Source organism: Pseudodesulfovibrio thermohalotolerans (assembly GCF_021353295.2).
In the GTDB taxonomy this organism is placed as follows: domain Bacteria; phylum Desulfobacterota; class Desulfovibrionia; order Desulfovibrionales; family Desulfovibrionaceae; genus Pseudodesulfovibrio; species Pseudodesulfovibrio thermohalotolerans.
In genome coordinates, this window is record NZ_CP120635.1 from 29,400 (window position 1) to 46,219 (window position 16,820).

The 16,820-nt window shown below is 61.0% G+C and carries 19 protein-coding genes; 11 read left to right on the forward strand and 8 right to left on the reverse strand.

The genetic code is table 11. The features are described from left to right. The first annotated feature begins 1 nt into the window (after window position 1). The 9 genes from LF599_RS00145 to LF599_RS00185 all read left to right on the forward strand — a co-directional run bounded on the left by LF599_RS00145 (window position 2) and on the right by LF599_RS00185 (window position 8,648). A complete protein-coding gene (locus tag LF599_RS00145; RefSeq protein ID WP_279521831.1) occupies window positions 2-1,837 on the forward strand; it encodes an aldehyde ferredoxin oxidoreductase family protein in 1,836 nt (611 codons plus the stop codon). A gap of 21 nt (window positions 1,838-1,858) precedes the next feature. Next, window positions 1,859-2,788 carry a dihydrodipicolinate synthase family protein gene (locus tag LF599_RS00150; protein ID WP_279521832.1) on the forward strand — a complete coding sequence of 310 codons (930 nt, stop codon included), beginning with the start codon at window positions 1,859-1,861 and terminating at the stop codon, window positions 2,786-2,788. A 5-nt stretch (window positions 2,789-2,793) separates the two neighbouring features. Further along, entirely contained in the window at window positions 2,794-3,624 is an 831-nt protein-coding gene (locus tag LF599_RS00155; RefSeq protein ID WP_279521833.1) for an IclR family transcriptional regulator, read from the forward strand. Next, a complete protein-coding gene (locus LF599_RS00160; protein WP_269940644.1) occupies window positions 3,621-4,607 on the forward strand; it encodes a C4-dicarboxylate TRAP transporter substrate-binding protein in 987 nt (328 codons plus the stop codon). Before LF599_RS00155 ends, LF599_RS00160 begins: the two co-directional genes overlap by 4 nt. Window positions 4,608-4,685: 78 nt before the next feature. Continuing rightward, window positions 4,686-5,171: a TRAP transporter small permease gene (locus tag LF599_RS00165; protein ID WP_269940645.1), complete on the forward strand. Its 486-nt coding sequence runs from the start codon at window positions 4,686-4,688 to the stop codon at window positions 5,169-5,171. Further along, on the forward strand, window positions 5,171-6,454 hold the full coding sequence (locus tag LF599_RS00170; RefSeq protein WP_279521834.1) for a TRAP transporter large permease: 1,284 nt from the start codon (window positions 5,171-5,173) through the stop codon (window positions 6,452-6,454). The genes LF599_RS00165 and LF599_RS00170 overlap by 1 nt, the downstream gene beginning before the upstream one ends. 10 nt (window positions 6,455-6,464) lie before the next feature. Further along, window positions 6,465-7,124 (forward strand): RraA family protein, encoded by a 660-nt coding sequence (locus LF599_RS00175; protein ID WP_279521835.1) that lies wholly within the window; start codon window positions 6,465-6,467, stop codon window positions 7,122-7,124. 16 nt (window positions 7,125-7,140) lie between these two features. Continuing rightward, window positions 7,141-7,422, forward strand: coding sequence for a UxaA family hydrolase (locus LF599_RS00180; protein WP_279521836.1), 282 nt, complete (start codon window positions 7,141-7,143; stop codon window positions 7,420-7,422). Window positions 7,423-7,445: 23 nt separating this feature from the next. Next, on the forward strand, window positions 7,446-8,648 hold the full coding sequence (locus LF599_RS00185) for a UxaA family hydrolase (protein ID WP_279521837.1): 1,203 nt from the start codon (window positions 7,446-7,448) through the stop codon (window positions 8,646-8,648). A gap of 325 nt (window positions 8,649-8,973) precedes the next feature. Here the strand turns inward: LF599_RS00185 and LF599_RS00190 are convergent, their stop codons facing one another. Next, on the reverse strand, window positions 8,974-9,150 hold the full coding sequence (locus LF599_RS00190) for a hypothetical protein (RefSeq protein WP_269940651.1): 177 nt from the start codon (window positions 9,148-9,150) through the stop codon (window positions 8,974-8,976). Between the two features lie 207 nt (window positions 9,151-9,357). Between LF599_RS00190 and LF599_RS00195 the strand changes: the two genes are divergently transcribed. Next, window positions 9,358-10,239 (forward strand): LysR family transcriptional regulator, encoded by an 882-nt coding sequence (locus LF599_RS00195; protein WP_279521838.1) that lies wholly within the window; start codon window positions 9,358-9,360, stop codon window positions 10,237-10,239. 69 nt (window positions 10,240-10,308) lie between these two features. Here the strand turns inward: LF599_RS00195 and LF599_RS00200 are convergent, their stop codons facing one another. Next, entirely contained in the window at window positions 10,309-11,190 is an 882-nt protein-coding gene (locus LF599_RS00200; protein WP_279521839.1) for a LysR family transcriptional regulator, read from the reverse strand. 175 nt (window positions 11,191-11,365) lie between these two features. Here LF599_RS00200 and LF599_RS00205 point away from each other — a divergent pair, with 175 nt between their 5' ends. Continuing rightward, window positions 11,366-11,527, forward strand: a complete 162-nt coding sequence (locus LF599_RS00205) for a hypothetical protein (protein ID WP_269940655.1) — start codon at window positions 11,366-11,368, stop codon at window positions 11,525-11,527. 348 nt (window positions 11,528-11,875) lie between these two features. Here LF599_RS00205 and LF599_RS00210 read toward each other — a convergent pair whose 3' ends face one another. The 6 genes from LF599_RS00210 to LF599_RS00235 form a co-directional block, all read right to left on the reverse strand. Further along, a complete protein-coding gene (locus tag LF599_RS00210) occupies window positions 11,876-12,751 on the reverse strand; it encodes a cell division protein FtsX (protein ID WP_269940656.1) in 876 nt (291 codons plus the stop codon). Continuing rightward, window positions 12,748-13,470: a cell division ATP-binding protein FtsE gene (gene ftsE / locus LF599_RS00215; protein WP_279523123.1), complete on the reverse strand. Its 723-nt coding sequence runs from the start codon at window positions 13,468-13,470 to the stop codon at window positions 12,748-12,750. The genes LF599_RS00210 and ftsE overlap by 4 nt, the downstream gene beginning before the upstream one ends. A gap of 113 nt (window positions 13,471-13,583) precedes the next feature. Then, window positions 13,584-14,081: a rubrerythrin family protein gene (locus LF599_RS00220; RefSeq protein WP_269940658.1), complete on the reverse strand. Its 498-nt coding sequence runs from the start codon at window positions 14,079-14,081 to the stop codon at window positions 13,584-13,586. 169 nt (window positions 14,082-14,250) lie between these two features. Next, the gene (locus tag LF599_RS00225) at window positions 14,251-15,021 is read right to left on the reverse strand and encodes an aminotransferase class IV (protein ID WP_269940659.1); all 771 of its coding nucleotides are present in this window, start codon (window positions 15,019-15,021) and stop codon (window positions 14,251-14,253) included. Further along, window positions 15,018-16,292 carry an anthranilate synthase component I family protein gene (locus tag LF599_RS00230; protein ID WP_279521840.1) on the reverse strand — a complete coding sequence of 425 codons (1,275 nt, stop codon included), beginning with the start codon at window positions 16,290-16,292 and terminating at the stop codon, window positions 15,018-15,020. The genes LF599_RS00225 and LF599_RS00230 overlap by 4 nt, the downstream gene beginning before the upstream one ends. Continuing rightward, entirely contained in the window at window positions 16,258-16,797 is a 540-nt protein-coding gene (locus LF599_RS00235; RefSeq protein ID WP_269940662.1) for an aminodeoxychorismate/anthranilate synthase component II, read from the reverse strand. The genes LF599_RS00230 and LF599_RS00235 overlap by 35 nt, the downstream gene beginning before the upstream one ends. Between the last annotated feature and the right edge of the window lie 23 nt (window positions 16,798-16,820).

The window sequence follows — 16,820 nt, forward strand, 5'->3', positions numbered from 1 at the left end:
CATGGAGTGGAGCGGATACGCCGGAAAAGTGCTCGAAGTTGATCTGACTTCGGGTTCCATCACCATCAACGAGCTTGACCGCGATATGGCCGAGCAGTTCGTGGGCGGCAAGGGGTTCGGGGCGAGCATCCTGTACGACAGGTTGCCCGCCGGATGCGACCCCCTGTCTCCAGAAAACATGATCGTTCTGGCCACCGGTCCCCTGACTGGCACCAGCGTCGCGGCCTCCGGGCGGCTTGAGCTGTGTACCAAGGGACCTGCTACCAACCTGTGGCTGGATTGCAACGCGGGCGGAAGCTTCGGGCCGGAATTGAAATATGCGGGCTATGACGTGTTGATTATTACCGGCGCGGCCTCCGAGCCGGTAATGCTGGTCATAGAGGACGACGACGTTCGCCTGGTTTCAGCAGATGAATACTGGGGGCAGGATACCCTGGAAACCTCCCGGCGGCTCAAGGCCGACTTCGGTGGCGATTACCGGGTGACCTGCATCGGCCAGGCGGGAGAACTGCTTTCGCCGTTGGCCTCGGTGCAGACGGAATACCGCTCCTTCGGCCGGGGCGGGGCCGGGGCGGTCATGGGCAGCAAAAAGCTCAAGGCCATTGTGGTCAATGGATCGGGAGGTCTCAGGGCCGCAGATTCCGCCAAGCTGGATATGATGATCCGCGAGGCCGCCAACGAGCTGGCCAATTCCCCGGACACCGGTTCGGCGCGGCCCGAATTCGGCACCAATGTGCTCCTTTCCCTCATGGAATATACCGGCATCCACCCGAACAAGAATTTCCAGCAATCCACCCTTGAAGGCGAGCCCGTGACCGAACTGGAGGTCAGCAGGTACTTTGATAGAAGCAGGGCCTGCTTCGCGTGTCCCATCCGGTGCAGCAAGATAGCCCGGGTCAAGGAAGGGCGGTTCAAGGGCGCTTTCACCGAAGGCCCGGAATACGAGACCGTGTGGGCCTTCGGTGGCCATTGCGCCAACAAGGACATCCCGACCATCATTGAGGCGGAGCATGTTTGCGATGCCTACGGCCTGGACGCCGTGTCCGTCGGCAACGTCATCGGGTTCCTGATGGATTGCTGGGAGCGGGGTTTTATCACCGCCGAGGATACGGCGGGGCTCGAATTTACCTGGGGCAACGTGGAAGCCATGATCGAGGCGGTCCATCTCATGGGCAAGCGGGAAGGTCCCGGCATGGATTGGTCCATGGGCGTGCGCTATCTCGAAGGAATTATCCCCGGAGCCGCCGGCCTGGGTGGCCACGTCAAGGGGCTTGAGTTGCCCGCCTACGACCCGAGGGCGAGCAAGGCCATGGCCCTCGCCTACGCCACCAGCGACCGGGGCGGCTGCCACTTGCGTTCCTGGCCCATTTCCGAAGAGGTCATGGTGCAGAATCCGCTGGGTCAGCACACGCTGGAGTTCAAGCCCGAAGTGGTCAAGGGCCAGCAGGATTTCTACAGCCTCATCAACAGCAGCGGTCTGTGTCTGTTCGCAGCATTCGTCCTGACCATGGAGCAGATAGCTCCGCTCATGGAATATGCCACCGGGCTTCCCGGACTGGATTCCGCCGACAAGCTAATCGCGGCCGGAGAGCGCATCAATACTCTCGTCAGGCTGTTCAACCTGCGCGAAGGCTTGACCGCCGACCAGGATACCATCCCCGACCGTTTTCGCACGGACCCGTTGCCGGACGGTCCGTGCAAGGGAGAAACCGTCGATGTGGCGCAACTCGTCAGCGCCTACTACTGCCTGCGCGAATGGGATTCCGAGGGCCGACCCACGGAAGAACTGCTGAACAAACTCGGCCTGGCGGAACGGTCCGCCGCTTCGCAACAATAGCGATAAGGAGATTTTCATATCATGTTCCGTCCTGAAGGAATTTACCCCGCACTTTTGACACCGTTCGACGAAGACCACCGGATCAACGAAACGGAATTGCGCCGCCTTTCGGAGTTCTGCGTGCAAAAGGGGCTTGACGGCATATTCCCCGTCAGCTCCGTCGGCGAAGGCCTGCATATGAGCTTCGAAGAAAAATGCCGGTGCATGGATATCGTCATGGACCAGGTTGACGGTCGTATTCCCGTCACTCCCGGAGTGGTCGCCTCCACGCCGGATGAGAGCGCCCGGCTGGCGCGCCATGCCGGTTCCCTCGGCTGCCCTGCCGTGGTCGGCACCCCTCCCTATTATTTCAAGCCCGGCGTGGCCATGGTCGAGCGCTTTTTCGAAACCATCGTGGAGAAGGGCGGCGTGCCGCTGATCCTCTACAACATCCCCTTGTTCACCCAGCCCTTGGACTACGACATGGTCAAGCGGTTGAGCCGCTACGAATACGTCGTGGGCATGAAGGATTCCAGCGGCAGCATGGTCGATTTTCTGCACTTCATGGACAAGATATCCATCGCCGGGGAGGACATCAGCATGCTTACCGGCCGCGAGGAAACGCTGCTCGCCTGCCTGGTCATGGGCGCGAAGGGCAGCATGACCGCCATGGCGGGCATCTTTCCGGAAATCATGGTGGGCATCTACGACGCCTGGAAGCGGGGCGACATGGACGAAGCCAGGACTTTGCAGAAGTCCATGCTTGTGCTGGTCCGCACCATGTTCGCGGTGCCGTTCCCGGTCGGGTTCAAGCTCGGCCTGGAGCTGCGCGGCTTCAATATGGGGCCGCCGCTCATGCCGCTGGCCCATGGGGACGCCTACCAGCTTTCGGTGGTTCGTTCCCGGCTCCAGATGCTGATGCGTCCCCTTTTGGCAAACTATGGAGAAAAATTGTTCGAAACCAACGTGTAAAAGCCATGCAGAACAAAAACAAATATCAGGTTCCAGCTCTAATGCGGGCGGCTCGGATACTCGAACTGCTCGGCAAGAAAAGCGCGGATTTAACCGAGATCATGACAATCCTGGAACTACCCAAGAGCAGCGCCTATTCGCTGGTGCTTACTCTTGAGGAGTTGGGGTTTGTGCGCCGTCTTGCCGACGGACACAGGTTTACTCTCGGGTTCCGCCTGTTCGAACTTGGCAACCTCTCGGTGACCAAGGTGTCCATCCGGGACTACGCCATGCGGCACATCCAGGAGCTTGTGCAGCGGGAGAAGGTCACCAGCCATCTGGGAGCGTTGGACGGCGCGGAAGCCGTGTACCTGCTCAAGGTGGACCCCCAGGACAGCATTCTCATCAATTCCTGGGAAGGAAAGAGGGTGGCCCTGACCCGTTCCGCGATGGGCAAGGTGCTCCTTGCCTGGCTGCCGCTGGAGCGGCAGATCGCGCTGCTCAAGTCGGCATCGTTCGTCAAGAAGACGCCCAAGACCATCGTGGATATGGACGAACTCCGCAATCATCTCGCCGACGTCAAGCGACAGGGGTGGGCGATAGATGACGAAGAGGACATATTGGGAATTCGTTGTGTGAGCGCTCCGGTTTTTTCGCCGGACGGCGCCGTCAGGTATGCGCTCAGCATCTCCAGCACGGTGCTGGCCATCAGCCCGGAGCGGATCCCCGAGCTGGTGAAGGCGGTCACGGAGGCCGCCAACAATATTTCCCGAAGCATCGGGACACCGTCGGAAATGTTTCAGCACTGGAAACGGGAAACCATGGACTGTAATAATCTTATGGAGGGAAGCGAATGAAATCCGTCAAAACCACTTTGGTAGCCCTGCTGGCAGGGGCTGTGCTCATCCTGGCCATGTCCGGGATCGCCCAGGCCAAGACGACCATCCGCCTGGCTTATGAAAACAACCCCGGCGAGCCTTTGGATCAGGTCGCCCACAAATGGGCCGATCTGGTGAAGGAGCGGAGCAACGGCGAGGTGGAGCTTCTGCTGTTCCCCAGCTCGCAGCTCGGCGGCAAGAAGGACATCCTTGAAATGGCCAAGATGGGCGTCAACGTGATTACCATCTGCGACGCGGGCTTTCTGGCCGACTACGTCCCCGATTTCGGCATCCTGGTTGGTCCCTATCTGGCCGAAAGCCCGGAAAAGATTTTCAAGCTCTTCAAGACCGGCTGGTACAACGATCTCGCCAAACAGCTTGAAAGCAAGGGCCTGCACATCGTCACTTCCAACTGGCTGTACGGCGTCCGTCACATGGTCACCACCAAGCCCGTGAAATCGCCCGCCGACATGAAGGGCCTGAAGATTCGCGTACCCAACAACCGCATCCAGATCGCGGCCCTCAAATCCATGGGCGCGACCCCGACCCCGATGCCCCTGGGCGAGGTCTACCCCGCGCTGACGCAGGGCATCATCGACGGCGCCGAGAACCCGCTGAGCGTGCTGTACGGCCAGAAGCTCTACGAGCCCGCCAAGTACATCGAGCTGATCGGCTACCTGACCATGACCGCCCAGTGGGTCGGCGGCCAGGCCTACTTCGACACCCTGCCTGCCGACGTCGTGACCCTGCTTCAGGAGACCGGCGACGAAGCCGGGTTGTACAGCCGCAAGGTCATGGCCGAGGAAGACGAGAAGATCATCAAGAAGATGATCGCCGACGGCTCCACCCTGGTGGATGTAGACACGGCCGCCTTCCGGGAGATGTCCAAGTCCACCTACTCCCAGTTCCCCGAGTGGACTCCCGGTCTGTACGAAAAGGTCCAGAAGCTGCTGGCGGAATAGTCCGCTTTCAACGTTGCCTGCGGGTCGGAACCGTTCCGGCCCGCAGGAAAACGCTCAGGTCAACCTAGGAGAGACTCAATGCGATTTCCTGACCCGGTAAAGGTATTCGACTTCCTGCCCGCAGCGGCGCTGGGAACGATCATGCTACTGACCGTGGCCGCGGTATTCCAGCGGTACGTGATGTCCACCCCCATCGCCTGGCTGGAGGAAGTGAACGGTTTGCTCTTTCTCTGGGCGATCATGCTCGGAAGTGCCGCGGCCAAGGGTGCCGGAAGCCATTTGAGCATCGACATCCTCACCTCGCTGCTGCCGCCCAGGGGGCAATGGATCATGAGCATCGTCGTTGAGGTCCTTACCCTGTTCGTGGCCGGTCTGATGTCCTGGTACGGCTATCTTTTGGCCAGCCAAGTGCAATTCAAGATCACCAACGTGCTTGGCATTCCCTATAGCTACATCGACTACGCCGTTCCTGCGGGCGGCATCGGCATCGCGCTGTTTTCCATCCGCAACATCGTTGTCCTCTGCAAGGGCCACGACCCCAGCGTCGCCAAGGAGATGAACTGATGACTCTCGCCGTTATCTGCGGAGTGATGCTGATTGGCTTCTGCATCAACCTTCCGATATTTCTTTCCGTTATTGCCGCGACCTTGCTGTACTTCGTAATGAACGACGGTATATCCGCGACCATCGCAGTCCAGCGGCTCGTGGGCTCGTCCCAGAACCTTTCGCTGCTGGCCATTCCGTTCTTCATCATGCTCGGCACGGTCATGAACCATACGGGCATCACCAAACGGCTCCTCAAGCTCGCCGAGTTGATGGTCGGCCGTTTCCACGGCGGGCTGGCGCAGGCGAACGTCTTGTTGAGCACCATGATGGGCGGACTTTCGGCGTCCAACCTCGCCGACTGCGCCATGCTCACCAAGATGCTCATGCCGGAGATGAAGCGGCACGGCTACGACAAGCCCTTCTCGGCGGCCGTCACCGCTTCCGGATCGCTCATCACGCCGATCATCCCTCCGGGAATCGCCCTCATCATCTATGGATTCCTGGCCGACGTTTCCATCGGCAAGATGTTCATGGCGGGCATCCTTCCCGGCATCCTGTGCGCCGTTCTTCTCATGTGCGCCATCTATCTCGTGGCCAAGAAGAAGGGGTACGCTCCCTCGCGCACGCAACGGGCGACGTCCGGCGAGTACCTCGTGGCCCTGCGGAACGCCATTCCGGCGATCACCCTGGTCCTGGTCATCATCGGCGGCATCCGGTTCGGCGTTTTCACCCCCACGGAAGCGGGCGCGGTTGCGGTCATCTACGTCATCGTCATCGGCATGTTCGTGTACCGGGAAATGAAGGTGCGCCACATCTTCGAGTCCCTGGTCGAGACCACCAGGTCAACGGCTTCGGTCATGATTATCATCATGGCCTGTTCCGCGCTGGCCTGGATCTTCTCCTGGGAGCAGGTGGCCCAGAGCATGGCCACCACGATCACCTCGATCACCACCAATCCGCATCTTTTCCTGCTGATCATCAACGTGCTCTTTCTGTTCCTGGGCATGGTGCTCGAAGGCAATGCCATCCTCATCGTGCTGGTGCCTCTGCTCAAGCCCACGGTCATGGCCCTGGGAATCGACCTGGTCCACTTCGGGCTGGTGATCATCCTGAACCTGTCCATCGGCACGCTTTCCCCGCCCGTGGGGACGGTCATGCTGCTGGTCACGGGGTTGAGCGGGACCAAGATTCAGGATTTCGTTAAGGCGGCCCTGCCGTTCTACGGGGCGCTCGTGTTGTCCCTGTTCCTGATTACCTACTTCCCCGTGATCACCTTATTATTGCCAAACCTCATGAAATAGGGAGTGTTTAATGACACCGGAAGAAAAAAGAATTTGCGCCCATCGCCTTGAGCAGTGTTATAGCGGCGCGGTTTACGACGCCCTGCGTGAAAAAGGCATCCGCGATTGCGTGCTGCCCCCGGAGTTCGCACCCCTGGCCCCGGGACGCAGGCTGGCCGGTCCCGTCTACGCCGTGGAGGGCGAGCGGGTAACCACCTCGGACCACGAGACCCTGCTGGAATGGACCGGGCTGTTGTCCAAGGTCCCGAGCGGCACGGTGCTTATGATCCAGCCCAATGACATGGAGCAGGCGTACATGGGCGAGTTGTCCGCTGAAACCTTGTCGCTCAAGGGCGTCAGGGGAGCGATCATCGACGGGAACTGCCGGGACACTGACTTCATCGTCCGTTCGGGATTTCGCGTGTTCGCCAAGGGCAAAACTCCAAGGGACGTCGTCGGCACCTGGCTTCCCAGAAAATTCGACGCCCCGGTCCTCATGGGCGGCGTGACCGTCAATCCCGGCGACTTCGTGGTCGCGGACGAAGACGGCATTGTCATCGTACCGGGCGACCTGGTGGAGGAGATCACCACCAGGGCCGAGGAGTTCCTCAGGACGGAAAGCCTTGTGCGCAAGGCCATTCTGGAAGGCGAGGACCCGCAACAGGCGTACATCAAATACGGCAAGTTCTGATTTAGGAGTATATACAATGAGTTGTGTACGAATTGATCCGGCGGACAATATCGTCATCGCCACCAGCCCGCTGAAAAAGGGGGAGGTCATCAACGTGGACGGCGAAAACATCACCGTCAGGGATGACGTGGCCTCCTATCACAAGGTTGCCGCCAGGGACATAGCCAAGGGCGAGCCGGTGTTCCGGTACGGCGTTTCCATCGGCGAGGCCACGGAAGACATCCAGGCCGGTTCCCACGTGCATCTGCACAATATGCGGAGCACCTATCTGCCCACCTATCTGCGCAAGGGCGAATAGCCCCGCACCAAGGAGTTCACATAATGATCATAGGAAACGGATATGTCCGCAAGGATGGGCGCAAGGGGATCAGGAACGTCGTCGTGGTAACCTATCTGGTCCAATGCGCATCCCATGTGGCCAAGAAGATCGCCGGTGATTTCGGCGATACCGTGCATCTGGCGGGATTCACGGGGTGCTACCCCAACGACCATGCGAATAGAATCATGACTCGCTTGTGTACCCATCCCAATGTGGGCGGCGTGGTCGTCGTGGCCCTGGGCTGCGAGAGCTTCCCCAGGAACGCGCTGGTGGAGGCTGTTCGGGAATCGGGCCGCCCTGTGGAGCTGGTGGTAATCCAGGAAGACGGCGGCACGGCCAGTAGCGTGGCCAAGGGCAAGGCCGCGGTGTCCCGCATCCAGGACGAAATAGCCGACGCGCCCCGCGCTCCCATGCATCTTGACGAGCTGGTGGTCGGCACGGTCTGCGGCGGTTCCGACGCGACCAGCGGCATCGCCGCCAACCCCGCAGTGGGCCTGTTCTTCGACAAGTTCATCGACGACGGCGGAACCGGTATCTTCGAGGAAACCGGAGAGCTGATCGGCTGCGAGGAAATCATCCGCCACCGCAGCGCCACTCCGGAAATCGGCGAAGAGGTCGTGGAATCCATCCACAAGGCCGCCCGCTACTACACGGTCATGGGTCACGGCAGCTTTGCGCCGGGCAATGCCGAAGGCGGTTTGACCACCCAGGAGGAGAAGTCCATGGGCGCGTACGCCAAGAGCGGTTCCTGCTCCATCAGCGGCGTTATCCGGCCCGGACAGATCCCTTCGGGGAAGGGGCTCTACCTCATGGACGTGATCCCCGACGGCGAGCCGCGTTTCGGATTCCCGAACATCAACGACGTCACGGAGATCATCGAAATGGCCGCCTCCGGGTGCCACATCATGCTTTACACCACCGGCAGGGGATCCGTGGCGGGCAGCGCCGTCATTCCGACCATCAAGGTCTGCGCCAATCCCGAAACCTACCGCCGGATGCCCGGCGACATGGATATTGACGCGGGCCGGGTGCTGGAAGGACGCGGCACCCTCCCGGAAGTGGGACAGGAAATCTACGACCTGGTGGTTAAGGTGGGGGGGGGAACCCCGTCCAAGTCCGAGGCCCTGGGTCATCAGGAATTCGAATTGCCTTACAAAACCTTCGCAATCGAAGAATCGCCCTTTGATTGCGGTTGCGCCTCCTAAATGCCTCTTGCGGAACGCCCCGGTCGCATCGGGGCGTTCCGCAAGAAATCTCCAGCCTTTCCTCCGGCCCCGGACCGAAGTCCGCTGGCCGATAATGAAAAAGGCTCCCCGCCGACAATGCATGCATCGGTGGGGAGCCTTTTCATTGCGGAACCAAGTAATTGGGGACGGTGCCTTCATGGAATGCCCCCCCCCCAAAAAAAGCCGCGGCCGGACAGCGGATTTCCGTGACTTGCGTCTCCGCTGTCCGGCCGTTGCCGGAGAGGACCTTATCAGGTCTGAGCGCGGGAGCGAGCAGGTGATTCGCTTCCGCGGAAAAATGTAATTAGACGAGTTGGCTGATGGCCACGCTCAGGGCCATGGAAACGCCCGTCCAGAAAAGGAGTTTGACCAGGCCGAGCGGTCCATTGGCGGCGCGGCACAGCTCGTTGCTCCAGGGCTCGCCCGTGGAATCCTCGGGCTTGAACAGATAAACAAGCGGATTCATGGTGGACTTCTTCATTTTCTCGACCTCCTTGATTATCTTGTTGCAAGGCAACCAACTTCTTTTTTTCTCCTATGCGTTTCTGGGCGATCTGGTCCAATAACGATGCGTGAGCATATACATAAGGATTCCTTATGGGATGGCTGAACGGCCCATTATCCGGGGGGAAATCGGAGGCGGGCGATACCGATTGCCCCTTTTGGTCCGTGCGGGTATGAAGAGCCCATGGAACTCTACCAGCTAAGAACGTTCGTGGCAGTGGCCGAGGAAGGCAATTTTACCCGTGCGGGCAGGCGGGTACATGCCACCCAGCCTGCGGTGAGCGCGCATATCAAGGCCCTTGAGGAAGAGCTTGGCGTGCGGCTTTTCGACAGGGTGCCGCGCGGCGTCGAGTTGACCCAGGCCGGAGCCGAACTGGTGCATGACGCCATTGAAGTGCTGGCTGCGGCCAACGCGCTCAAGGCCCGGGCCGTGACTCTGGGCGGCGAGGTGGCGGGGCAGGTCGCGCTGGGGCTGTGCACCGATCCGGCCTTTCTCAAGGCCACCAGCCTCATCGACCTCATGAGCGAGCGTTTCCCCAAGCTCAGTCTGAAGCTCATCCAGTCGCCGTCCGGCGTGATCCTGAGCGGCATCCGGGCGCGCACCCTGGACGCGGGATTCGTCTTTTCCGGCAATCCCTACCATGATTTGGAGAGCATCAAGCTGGCCGAGCCGAAGTATTCCATTCTGGGCGCGGCCAGGTGGCGCGATGAACTGGCTGTTGCCGATGCCGAAGCGTTGTCCGCGTTCACCTGGGTAATGCCCGCCAGCCACAGCCCGTTCCGAGAACTGCAACTGGAAATATTCAACAAGTACGGGATAGTTCCGGCACGAACCATCGGTGCGGATTCCGAGGAGGTCATCCGCGCCCTGGTTGCGGACGGCAAGGGGTTGGCCCTGGTGCGCGAGGACGAGATGACGGCCATGCTCGAAAGCGGGCAGGCGGCCGAGTGCGTCCTGGTCGGGCGGCATCCGGTTGAGGTGAATTTCGTGTTCCGCAAGGGAGAGGACAGCCTGCCTTCCCTGGCCGCCATCATAGAGCTGGTGCGGCGCACCTGGGAGTGCTGACGGGCCGGTTCCGGTTTTTCGTTCGGAAGGTTTGTTTTCCCTATGCGCCCCGAGCGGGCGCGATGATCTTTACGCCACTTCCCAACATTGCTTGACGCGGTCGATGACCGCGCGCATGACCGGGTCTTCGTCGTGCTTCCTGAGGTAGACGAAGTTCGCCTGGATGGACAGCTCGTCGAAGGACATGGTGTGCACGGGCCTGCCGATGCGGTTGGCCGCCTGGATTTCGTTCTTTCGAAGGAACGAGATGCCTTTGCCCGCGGCCACAAGCACCCGGATAACCTCGTCGCCGTCCACTTCCAACTGGATGGAGGGCTTGATGTTGTGCGTCTTGAAGAAGGGCTCGATGAGTTGCTGCACCGGATTGTCCGAGGGGTCCATGATCCACGGCAGGTCGGACAGCCCGGACAGCCCGAGGCTCATGCGGTCCTTCCAGATATCCGGCACGGCTACGAAAAAGCGCGTCTTTTCCAGGGGGATGGCGCAGAGTTCCGGGTATCGAGGCTCGCCGAAGATGAATCCGCAGTCGAGTTGCCCGTCGCGGATGGCCCCCTGTACCGAGGTGGATGCGCGCTGCTGGATTTGCAGGACGATTCTGGGGTGGTCCTCGCCCAGTGAGGTCAACAGGGGGACGATGCGCAGGTATTCGGCGTCCGTGTTCAGGCCGAGCGACAAGTCGCCCACCAGCTCGTCGCCCATGCTTCGGGCCTCCAGCTTCAGCTCCCGGGCGGCCTTGAGCACGTTCTCGGCCCTATGCTTGAGCCGTTCCCCGGCCTGGGTCAGGCGCATTCCCTTGGGCGTGCGGATGAACAGCTTGGTCTCAAGCTCCTCCTCCAGGGATTTGATGTGTGCGCTTACCGAGGGCTGGCTGGTATGCAGCCGGACCGAAGCGCGGGTCAGATGGCCTTCCTCGGCCACAACCACGAATGTCTTGAGTTGGTAGAGTTCCATCCGCGATCAGCCTCCTTAATACTCTTCATAATCATATCCGATCAAGATCGGATATGCCATCAGAAAAACGGAACAACTACATCAAACAAAACAATTGGATTGATTTCGACAACATCCGTAGATGTGCAGATATGGAGAACCGCCTGATTGGTGGCGTCAAACAAGGAGCAACACTATGAGCATGGACAACGATACCCGACTGGCCATGATGCATATGCGCAACGAGGCGCACCGTTACGACGATATCCGTCCCCGCCGAAACAACAGCAAGCGTGTTCGCAAGATCACTTCGGCCATGGCCGCCTTTACGTTGCTGCTGTTCACTCGGGGTTTCTAAATATTTCCGGGAGCATTCCGCTCCCCTTACTCAGCGGGTTAGAGCCGCTCTTGTCTGGGGTTTGTTCATCCTTTCCTCTCAGACAAGGGCGGCTCTTTTATTATTTATACGGCAAGGCGCGTCGTTGAGTAGCCGAATCCATGAAAGCGTGTGAGGCGGTATTCGCGGGCTTTGCGAGCAGCTTCGCGGCCGGGTGGCGTTGGGCCCCGGAAAGGCTGGGCCGCGCTTGTTCCGCATGACTTTTCCATCCGCATCGGATTGGCGGCGTGGGATTGACTTAAGTCCGGCGTGAACCGTTTCGTATCAAATGGGAGTGAGGGGGGGTCGGCATCCCGTTACGGGGTGCGGCTATTTTACGGCCACCCAACTGGACAGGACGGACACGAAGGTCACGGCCCCGCCGAGGATGAGAAGCTGGCTCAATGGGAGAAACTGGAGCTGGATGAGGAAGGGCGGGAAGTTGAGGGCGTCGGCCACGGCCGAGTGGGTCGCGGCGAGCAGGCCGATGCCGAGTCCCGCGCCGAGGATGCCCTGGATCAGGCCGCCGATGAGCAGGGGCCAGCGGATGTAGGCAGGGCTGGCCCCGACCAGCGCGAGGATTTCCACCTCGTCCATGCGGGTGAGCAGGGAGAGCTTGATGGTGTTGTGGACCACAAGGGCGACCACGAGGCCGAGGAAGCCCAGGACCGGCCATATCACCGTGCGGGTCAGGGTGCGCCATCCCTGGGCCAGGTCGGCCTGGAACGGGGCGTAGTTGACCTTGTCCACGCCGGGCAGTTCCTTGAGCGTGGAGAGCAGGGCGGCGGCCCAGCCCTCGCGCTGCGCCTCGGGAGGCACGGCAAAGGCGGCAAGGCCGGAATAGGGCAGGGGATTGTCGTCGGCCAGCCGGGAGAAGTCGCCGGTCTTGCCCAGGGATGCCGCAAGTTCGGCAAGGGCGTTGGCCGGAGTGAACGTCTTGAAGGCGTTCAGATGGTCCATGGCGCGGATGGTCTCCCATTCCGCGTTCACTTGCGCCGGTTCGACGCCGTTCTTCCAGTATATCTGAAACTCCACCCGTCCTCTGGATTTGAGCAGCTCCTGGTCGAGGTTGTGCACGCCGAGCAGGATAAGCCCGGTGAGCAGCGTGACCATGGCCACGGCCATGAGGGTGAGCAACTGGGCAAAGGGGTGGAGGCGCAGGTCGGTGATGCCGCGCAGGGTCAGGCGGAGGAGCGGTCCGATCACGGCTTCTCCTCGTCGAAATCGTCTTCGAAATCCTCGTCAAAGGGGATGTCGTCCAGGGGGTCGCTGTCTTTGGTGATGCGCCCGTCCTGGAGATGGAGAATGCGCGCGTTGGGCACGCATTCGAGGACCTCGGTGGAATGGGTGGCCATGATGACGGACGTTCCGTAGGTGTGGAACTGCTTGAAGATTTCCATGAGGTGCATGGTCAGGTCGACGTCGAGGTTGCCGGTGGGCTCGTCGGCCAGGATCAACTCGGGGTTGGCGACCATGGACCGGGCGATGGCCACGCGCTGCTGTTCGCCGCCCGACAGGCGTTCGCACAGGGAATAGCTTCTGGTTTCCAGGCCCAGCGCGCGGATGATGGCGCGCACGCGGCGTTCCAGGTGGGTGCGGGGCATTCCCCGGACTTCGAGCGCCATGGCCACATTGTCGAAGACCGTGCGCTCGGGCAGGATTTTGAAGTCCTGGAAGACGACGCCCACCTTGCGGCGCAGCTTCGGGATGTCGCGCTTCCGAAGGTGGTTGAGCTGGAACCCGGCCACCGAGGCGCGGCCTCGGGATACGGGCAGGGCTCCGTAGAGCAGACGCAGGAGGGTGGTCTTTCCGGCCCCGGAGTGCCCGGTGAGGAAGAGAAATTCGCCTTTCTCCAGGGTGAAGGAGATGTCCTTGAGAGCCCAATAGGACCCGAAGTTGTAGGACAGGCGTTCCACATTGACCATCATGTCGGGTTATGTACCTGTCTCACCCGCGTTTGTACAGGACCGGAAAAGAAAACGCCGCCCCGTTCCGGGCTGGAACGGGGCGGCGCATGAGAATCACGATGGCGGAGGGGTTAGCCTTCGACCTTGACGTATGCCTTAACGGCGGCACCGCAGATGGGACACTTGTCGGTGGGTTCGCCGTCCATGGTGTGGCCGCACACGGAGCAGATGTAGAACTCGGCGTCGGCGAACTTTTCCGGGTCTTCCAGGGCCTCGGAGTACAGCTCGGCATGGATCTTCTCGGCCTCGTTGGCGAATCCGAAGTAACGCAGGATGGCGTTTTCGCCCTCGGCCTTGGCGTCTTCCATCATCTCCGGGTACATCTTTTCAAATTCGTAGGTCTCGCCGGAGATGGCGGCCTTGAGATTCTCCTCGGTGGAGCCGATGCCCTTCATCAGCCGCAGGTGGGCATGGGCGTGGATGGTCTCGGCGGCGGCAGCGGCGCGGAACAGCTTGGCGACGCCGGGTTTGCCTTCGGCCTCGGCCTTGTCGGCGAAAGCGAGGTACTTGCGGTTGGCCTGGGACTCGCCGGCAAAGGCGGCTTTGAGATTTTCCATGGTCTTGGTCATTTTGTCTCTCCTGTATTGTTTTGTGTCGGCTCGCAGGCCGATTGAATGCGTGAAGCGATTAGTAATGATTCCTATTTTAAAATGCAAGCAAAAAAATGCTTTTGATGAACATCCCGAGTTCGGAAGCGGTTTGTGTTGATGTTTGAGTCGCCATATCGGGAGCACCGGGCTAGTCCGAAGCGTTCAGGACCAGGGCAGACACTTTGTCGCAGGCCTTGTCGTCGGGCACGAATGCGGTTTCGCCGATGGCCACCACCGGCCGCATTCCTATGAGGGCGTTGAGCAGGTAGGCGTGCCGGTAGGAGGCGAGGTCGTGCATGGGAAGACGCGCGGGCAGGATGTCCAGGACTTCCATGGCGAGCTTCAGGGTGGTGGAGCGGAGCCGGTACTGGGAATCCGGGAAGAAGAACCGTCCGTCTTTTTCAAGGACGATCGCGCCGGTGGCGGCTTCGAGGAGGTTGTCGCCGAAGTCGAACAGGGCCACGTCGTCGAAGCCGCGCGCTTTGGCCCGGCGCAGGGCCAGATGAAAGAACATGTAGCTGGTGGTTTTCTGTCCGTTGAGGGTGGAGACATGACGGTCTTCGCAGATGCACAGCCGATAGGCCTTGTAGGGCTTGGCTTCGTAGGGCGCGGCGATGATGACGGGCGAGGCGTTCGCGCTCTCGATGGGGTAGAAGATATTGACCCGGGCGGTTTGGCCGACAAGGCCGTTGCGGCTCAGGACCTGGCCGATGATCTGTTCAAAGTCAACGGTGACGTAGGGAATGCCGTAGTCGCGCAGGGAGGAGAGGATGCGGTCCAGGTGCCGTCCGAGGTGGCAGACGTCCCGGCCGTTGTAGTAAAGCGTTTCGAAAAAGCCCGCGCCGTAGCGGAAGGCCGGAGCTTCGGGGTCCTGTCGGACGTCTTCGTCGGAATAGCCGCCGTTGTGATAATGGATCATGTTTTTTCCAGTGAAAGAAATTTTTCGGCTTTTGCCAGTGTCTCCAGATACTCTTTCGCCGGATCGGAGTCCACCACGATGCCGCTGCCGGCGAAAAAGTCCAGAAACTCCGTTTCCACATCGAAGATCGCCGTGCGGATGGCGATGGAGGAGTCCATGTTCCGACGGTCGCGGATCACCGCCATAGCCCCGCAGTACACGTTTCGCGTGTGCGGTTCCAGTTCCTCGATGATCTCCATGGACCGCTTTTTGGGGCAGCCCGTGATGGACCCGCCCGGAAATGCGTCGAAGAATAGGTCCAGGCAGTCCCTGTCCGCACGCAGTGTTCCGCGCACGTCCGAGTACATCTGCAACAGGTTGTCCACCGCGAAGACGGATTTGTGGTTCTCCACCCGGACCGACCCGTACTCGCTGTTTGCGGAGATGTCGTTGCGGATCAGGTCCACGATCATGGACAGTTCCGCGGACTCCTTGTCCGAGCTTTTGAGTAAGTTCTCGGCAACTGTCCGGTCGCCCTCAAGGCGCGCCGTGCCCTTGATGGGCTGGGACAGGATTTGTCCGTCGGACACCCGGAGGAACCGTTCGGGCGAGGTGGACAATATCCGCCTGGGGCCGCTGGAGAACCATGCGTAGAACGGCGCGGGATGGCGGCGTCGCAGGGTCAGCAGCAGGGCCAGGGGATCGAGGCCCGGACAGCGCCGGGAGAACCGGGTGGACAGGTTGAGCTGGTAGGTGTGCCCGGACAGGATGCGTTCCAGGGTCTCGCGGACCCCGGCTTCATAACCCGCCCGGTCGAGCGAAGCCGTCGGGGGCGTCTCGGGGAAGGCGGGCATGGCGGGCGCGGAGTCGGCGTCCGGAGTCCGTTCCAGGGCTGCGGCGAGGTCCCGGGCCAGGGACGCGGAACGAGCCTGGATTCGGGCCGCGCCGTTGTCGAATTTGATGGTCGCCGCGTATTTTCTGAGGTGCCCCAAAGGACCGCCGCGTTTTTTGGCCGACCCCACGCCGCGCAGGAGCATTCCGAAATCGTAGCTGATGAAGCCGAAGGTTGGACCGGGCGTGCCGAAGCAGAACGCCTTCGCGTTGTCGGGCGTGGTCTTGTCGGTGAAGATCAGTTCGGCCACTGGCTCCACGCCGACCAGGGATTCGGTTTGGGCGGGGAAACCGTCCGTGGACAGGAGCATGTCGGCCCCCTGCGTGCGGGCCAGCTCGCCTGCGAAACGGTCGAACCGTTTGCGGCTAGCGGAGACCGAGATAGTCGAGAGCGAAGTCAATGAACCAGCCTCCGTCGCGGGAGAGAAAGGATTCGGGATGGAACTGGCAGCCGATGACCCGTTGCGTCCTGCTGCCCATGCACATGACGATTCCGTCCCTGTTGGCGGCCAGAACGTCCAGCCCGGCACCCGGCTCCGTCACGTGCAGCGAATGATACCGGGCCACCACGTGTTCCGCGCCGTCCATGAACAGGGTGTCGGTCTTGCCGTGCACGCAGCCGTGAAGCCTGCCCGTGAGGCCGCCGAACCGCTCGTTGACGATCTGCATCCCGAGGCATACCCCGAGAATCGGCTTTTCGGCCGAAAACACCCGATCGTAGCCGAGGTATTCCGAGGGCGCGCCCGGGCCGGGTGAGATGACGAGCAGGTCGCGGGCTTCGAGATCGGCGTCCTTCAGCCTGGCGTACGGCGTCACCTCCACCGTTGCGCCGGGCACGGAGGCCGCGAGCAGGTGCTCCAGGTTCCTGGTGAAGCTGTCGTCGTTGTCGATGAGCAGAATATTCATGGCGTGCGGCCTGCCCGATTCGC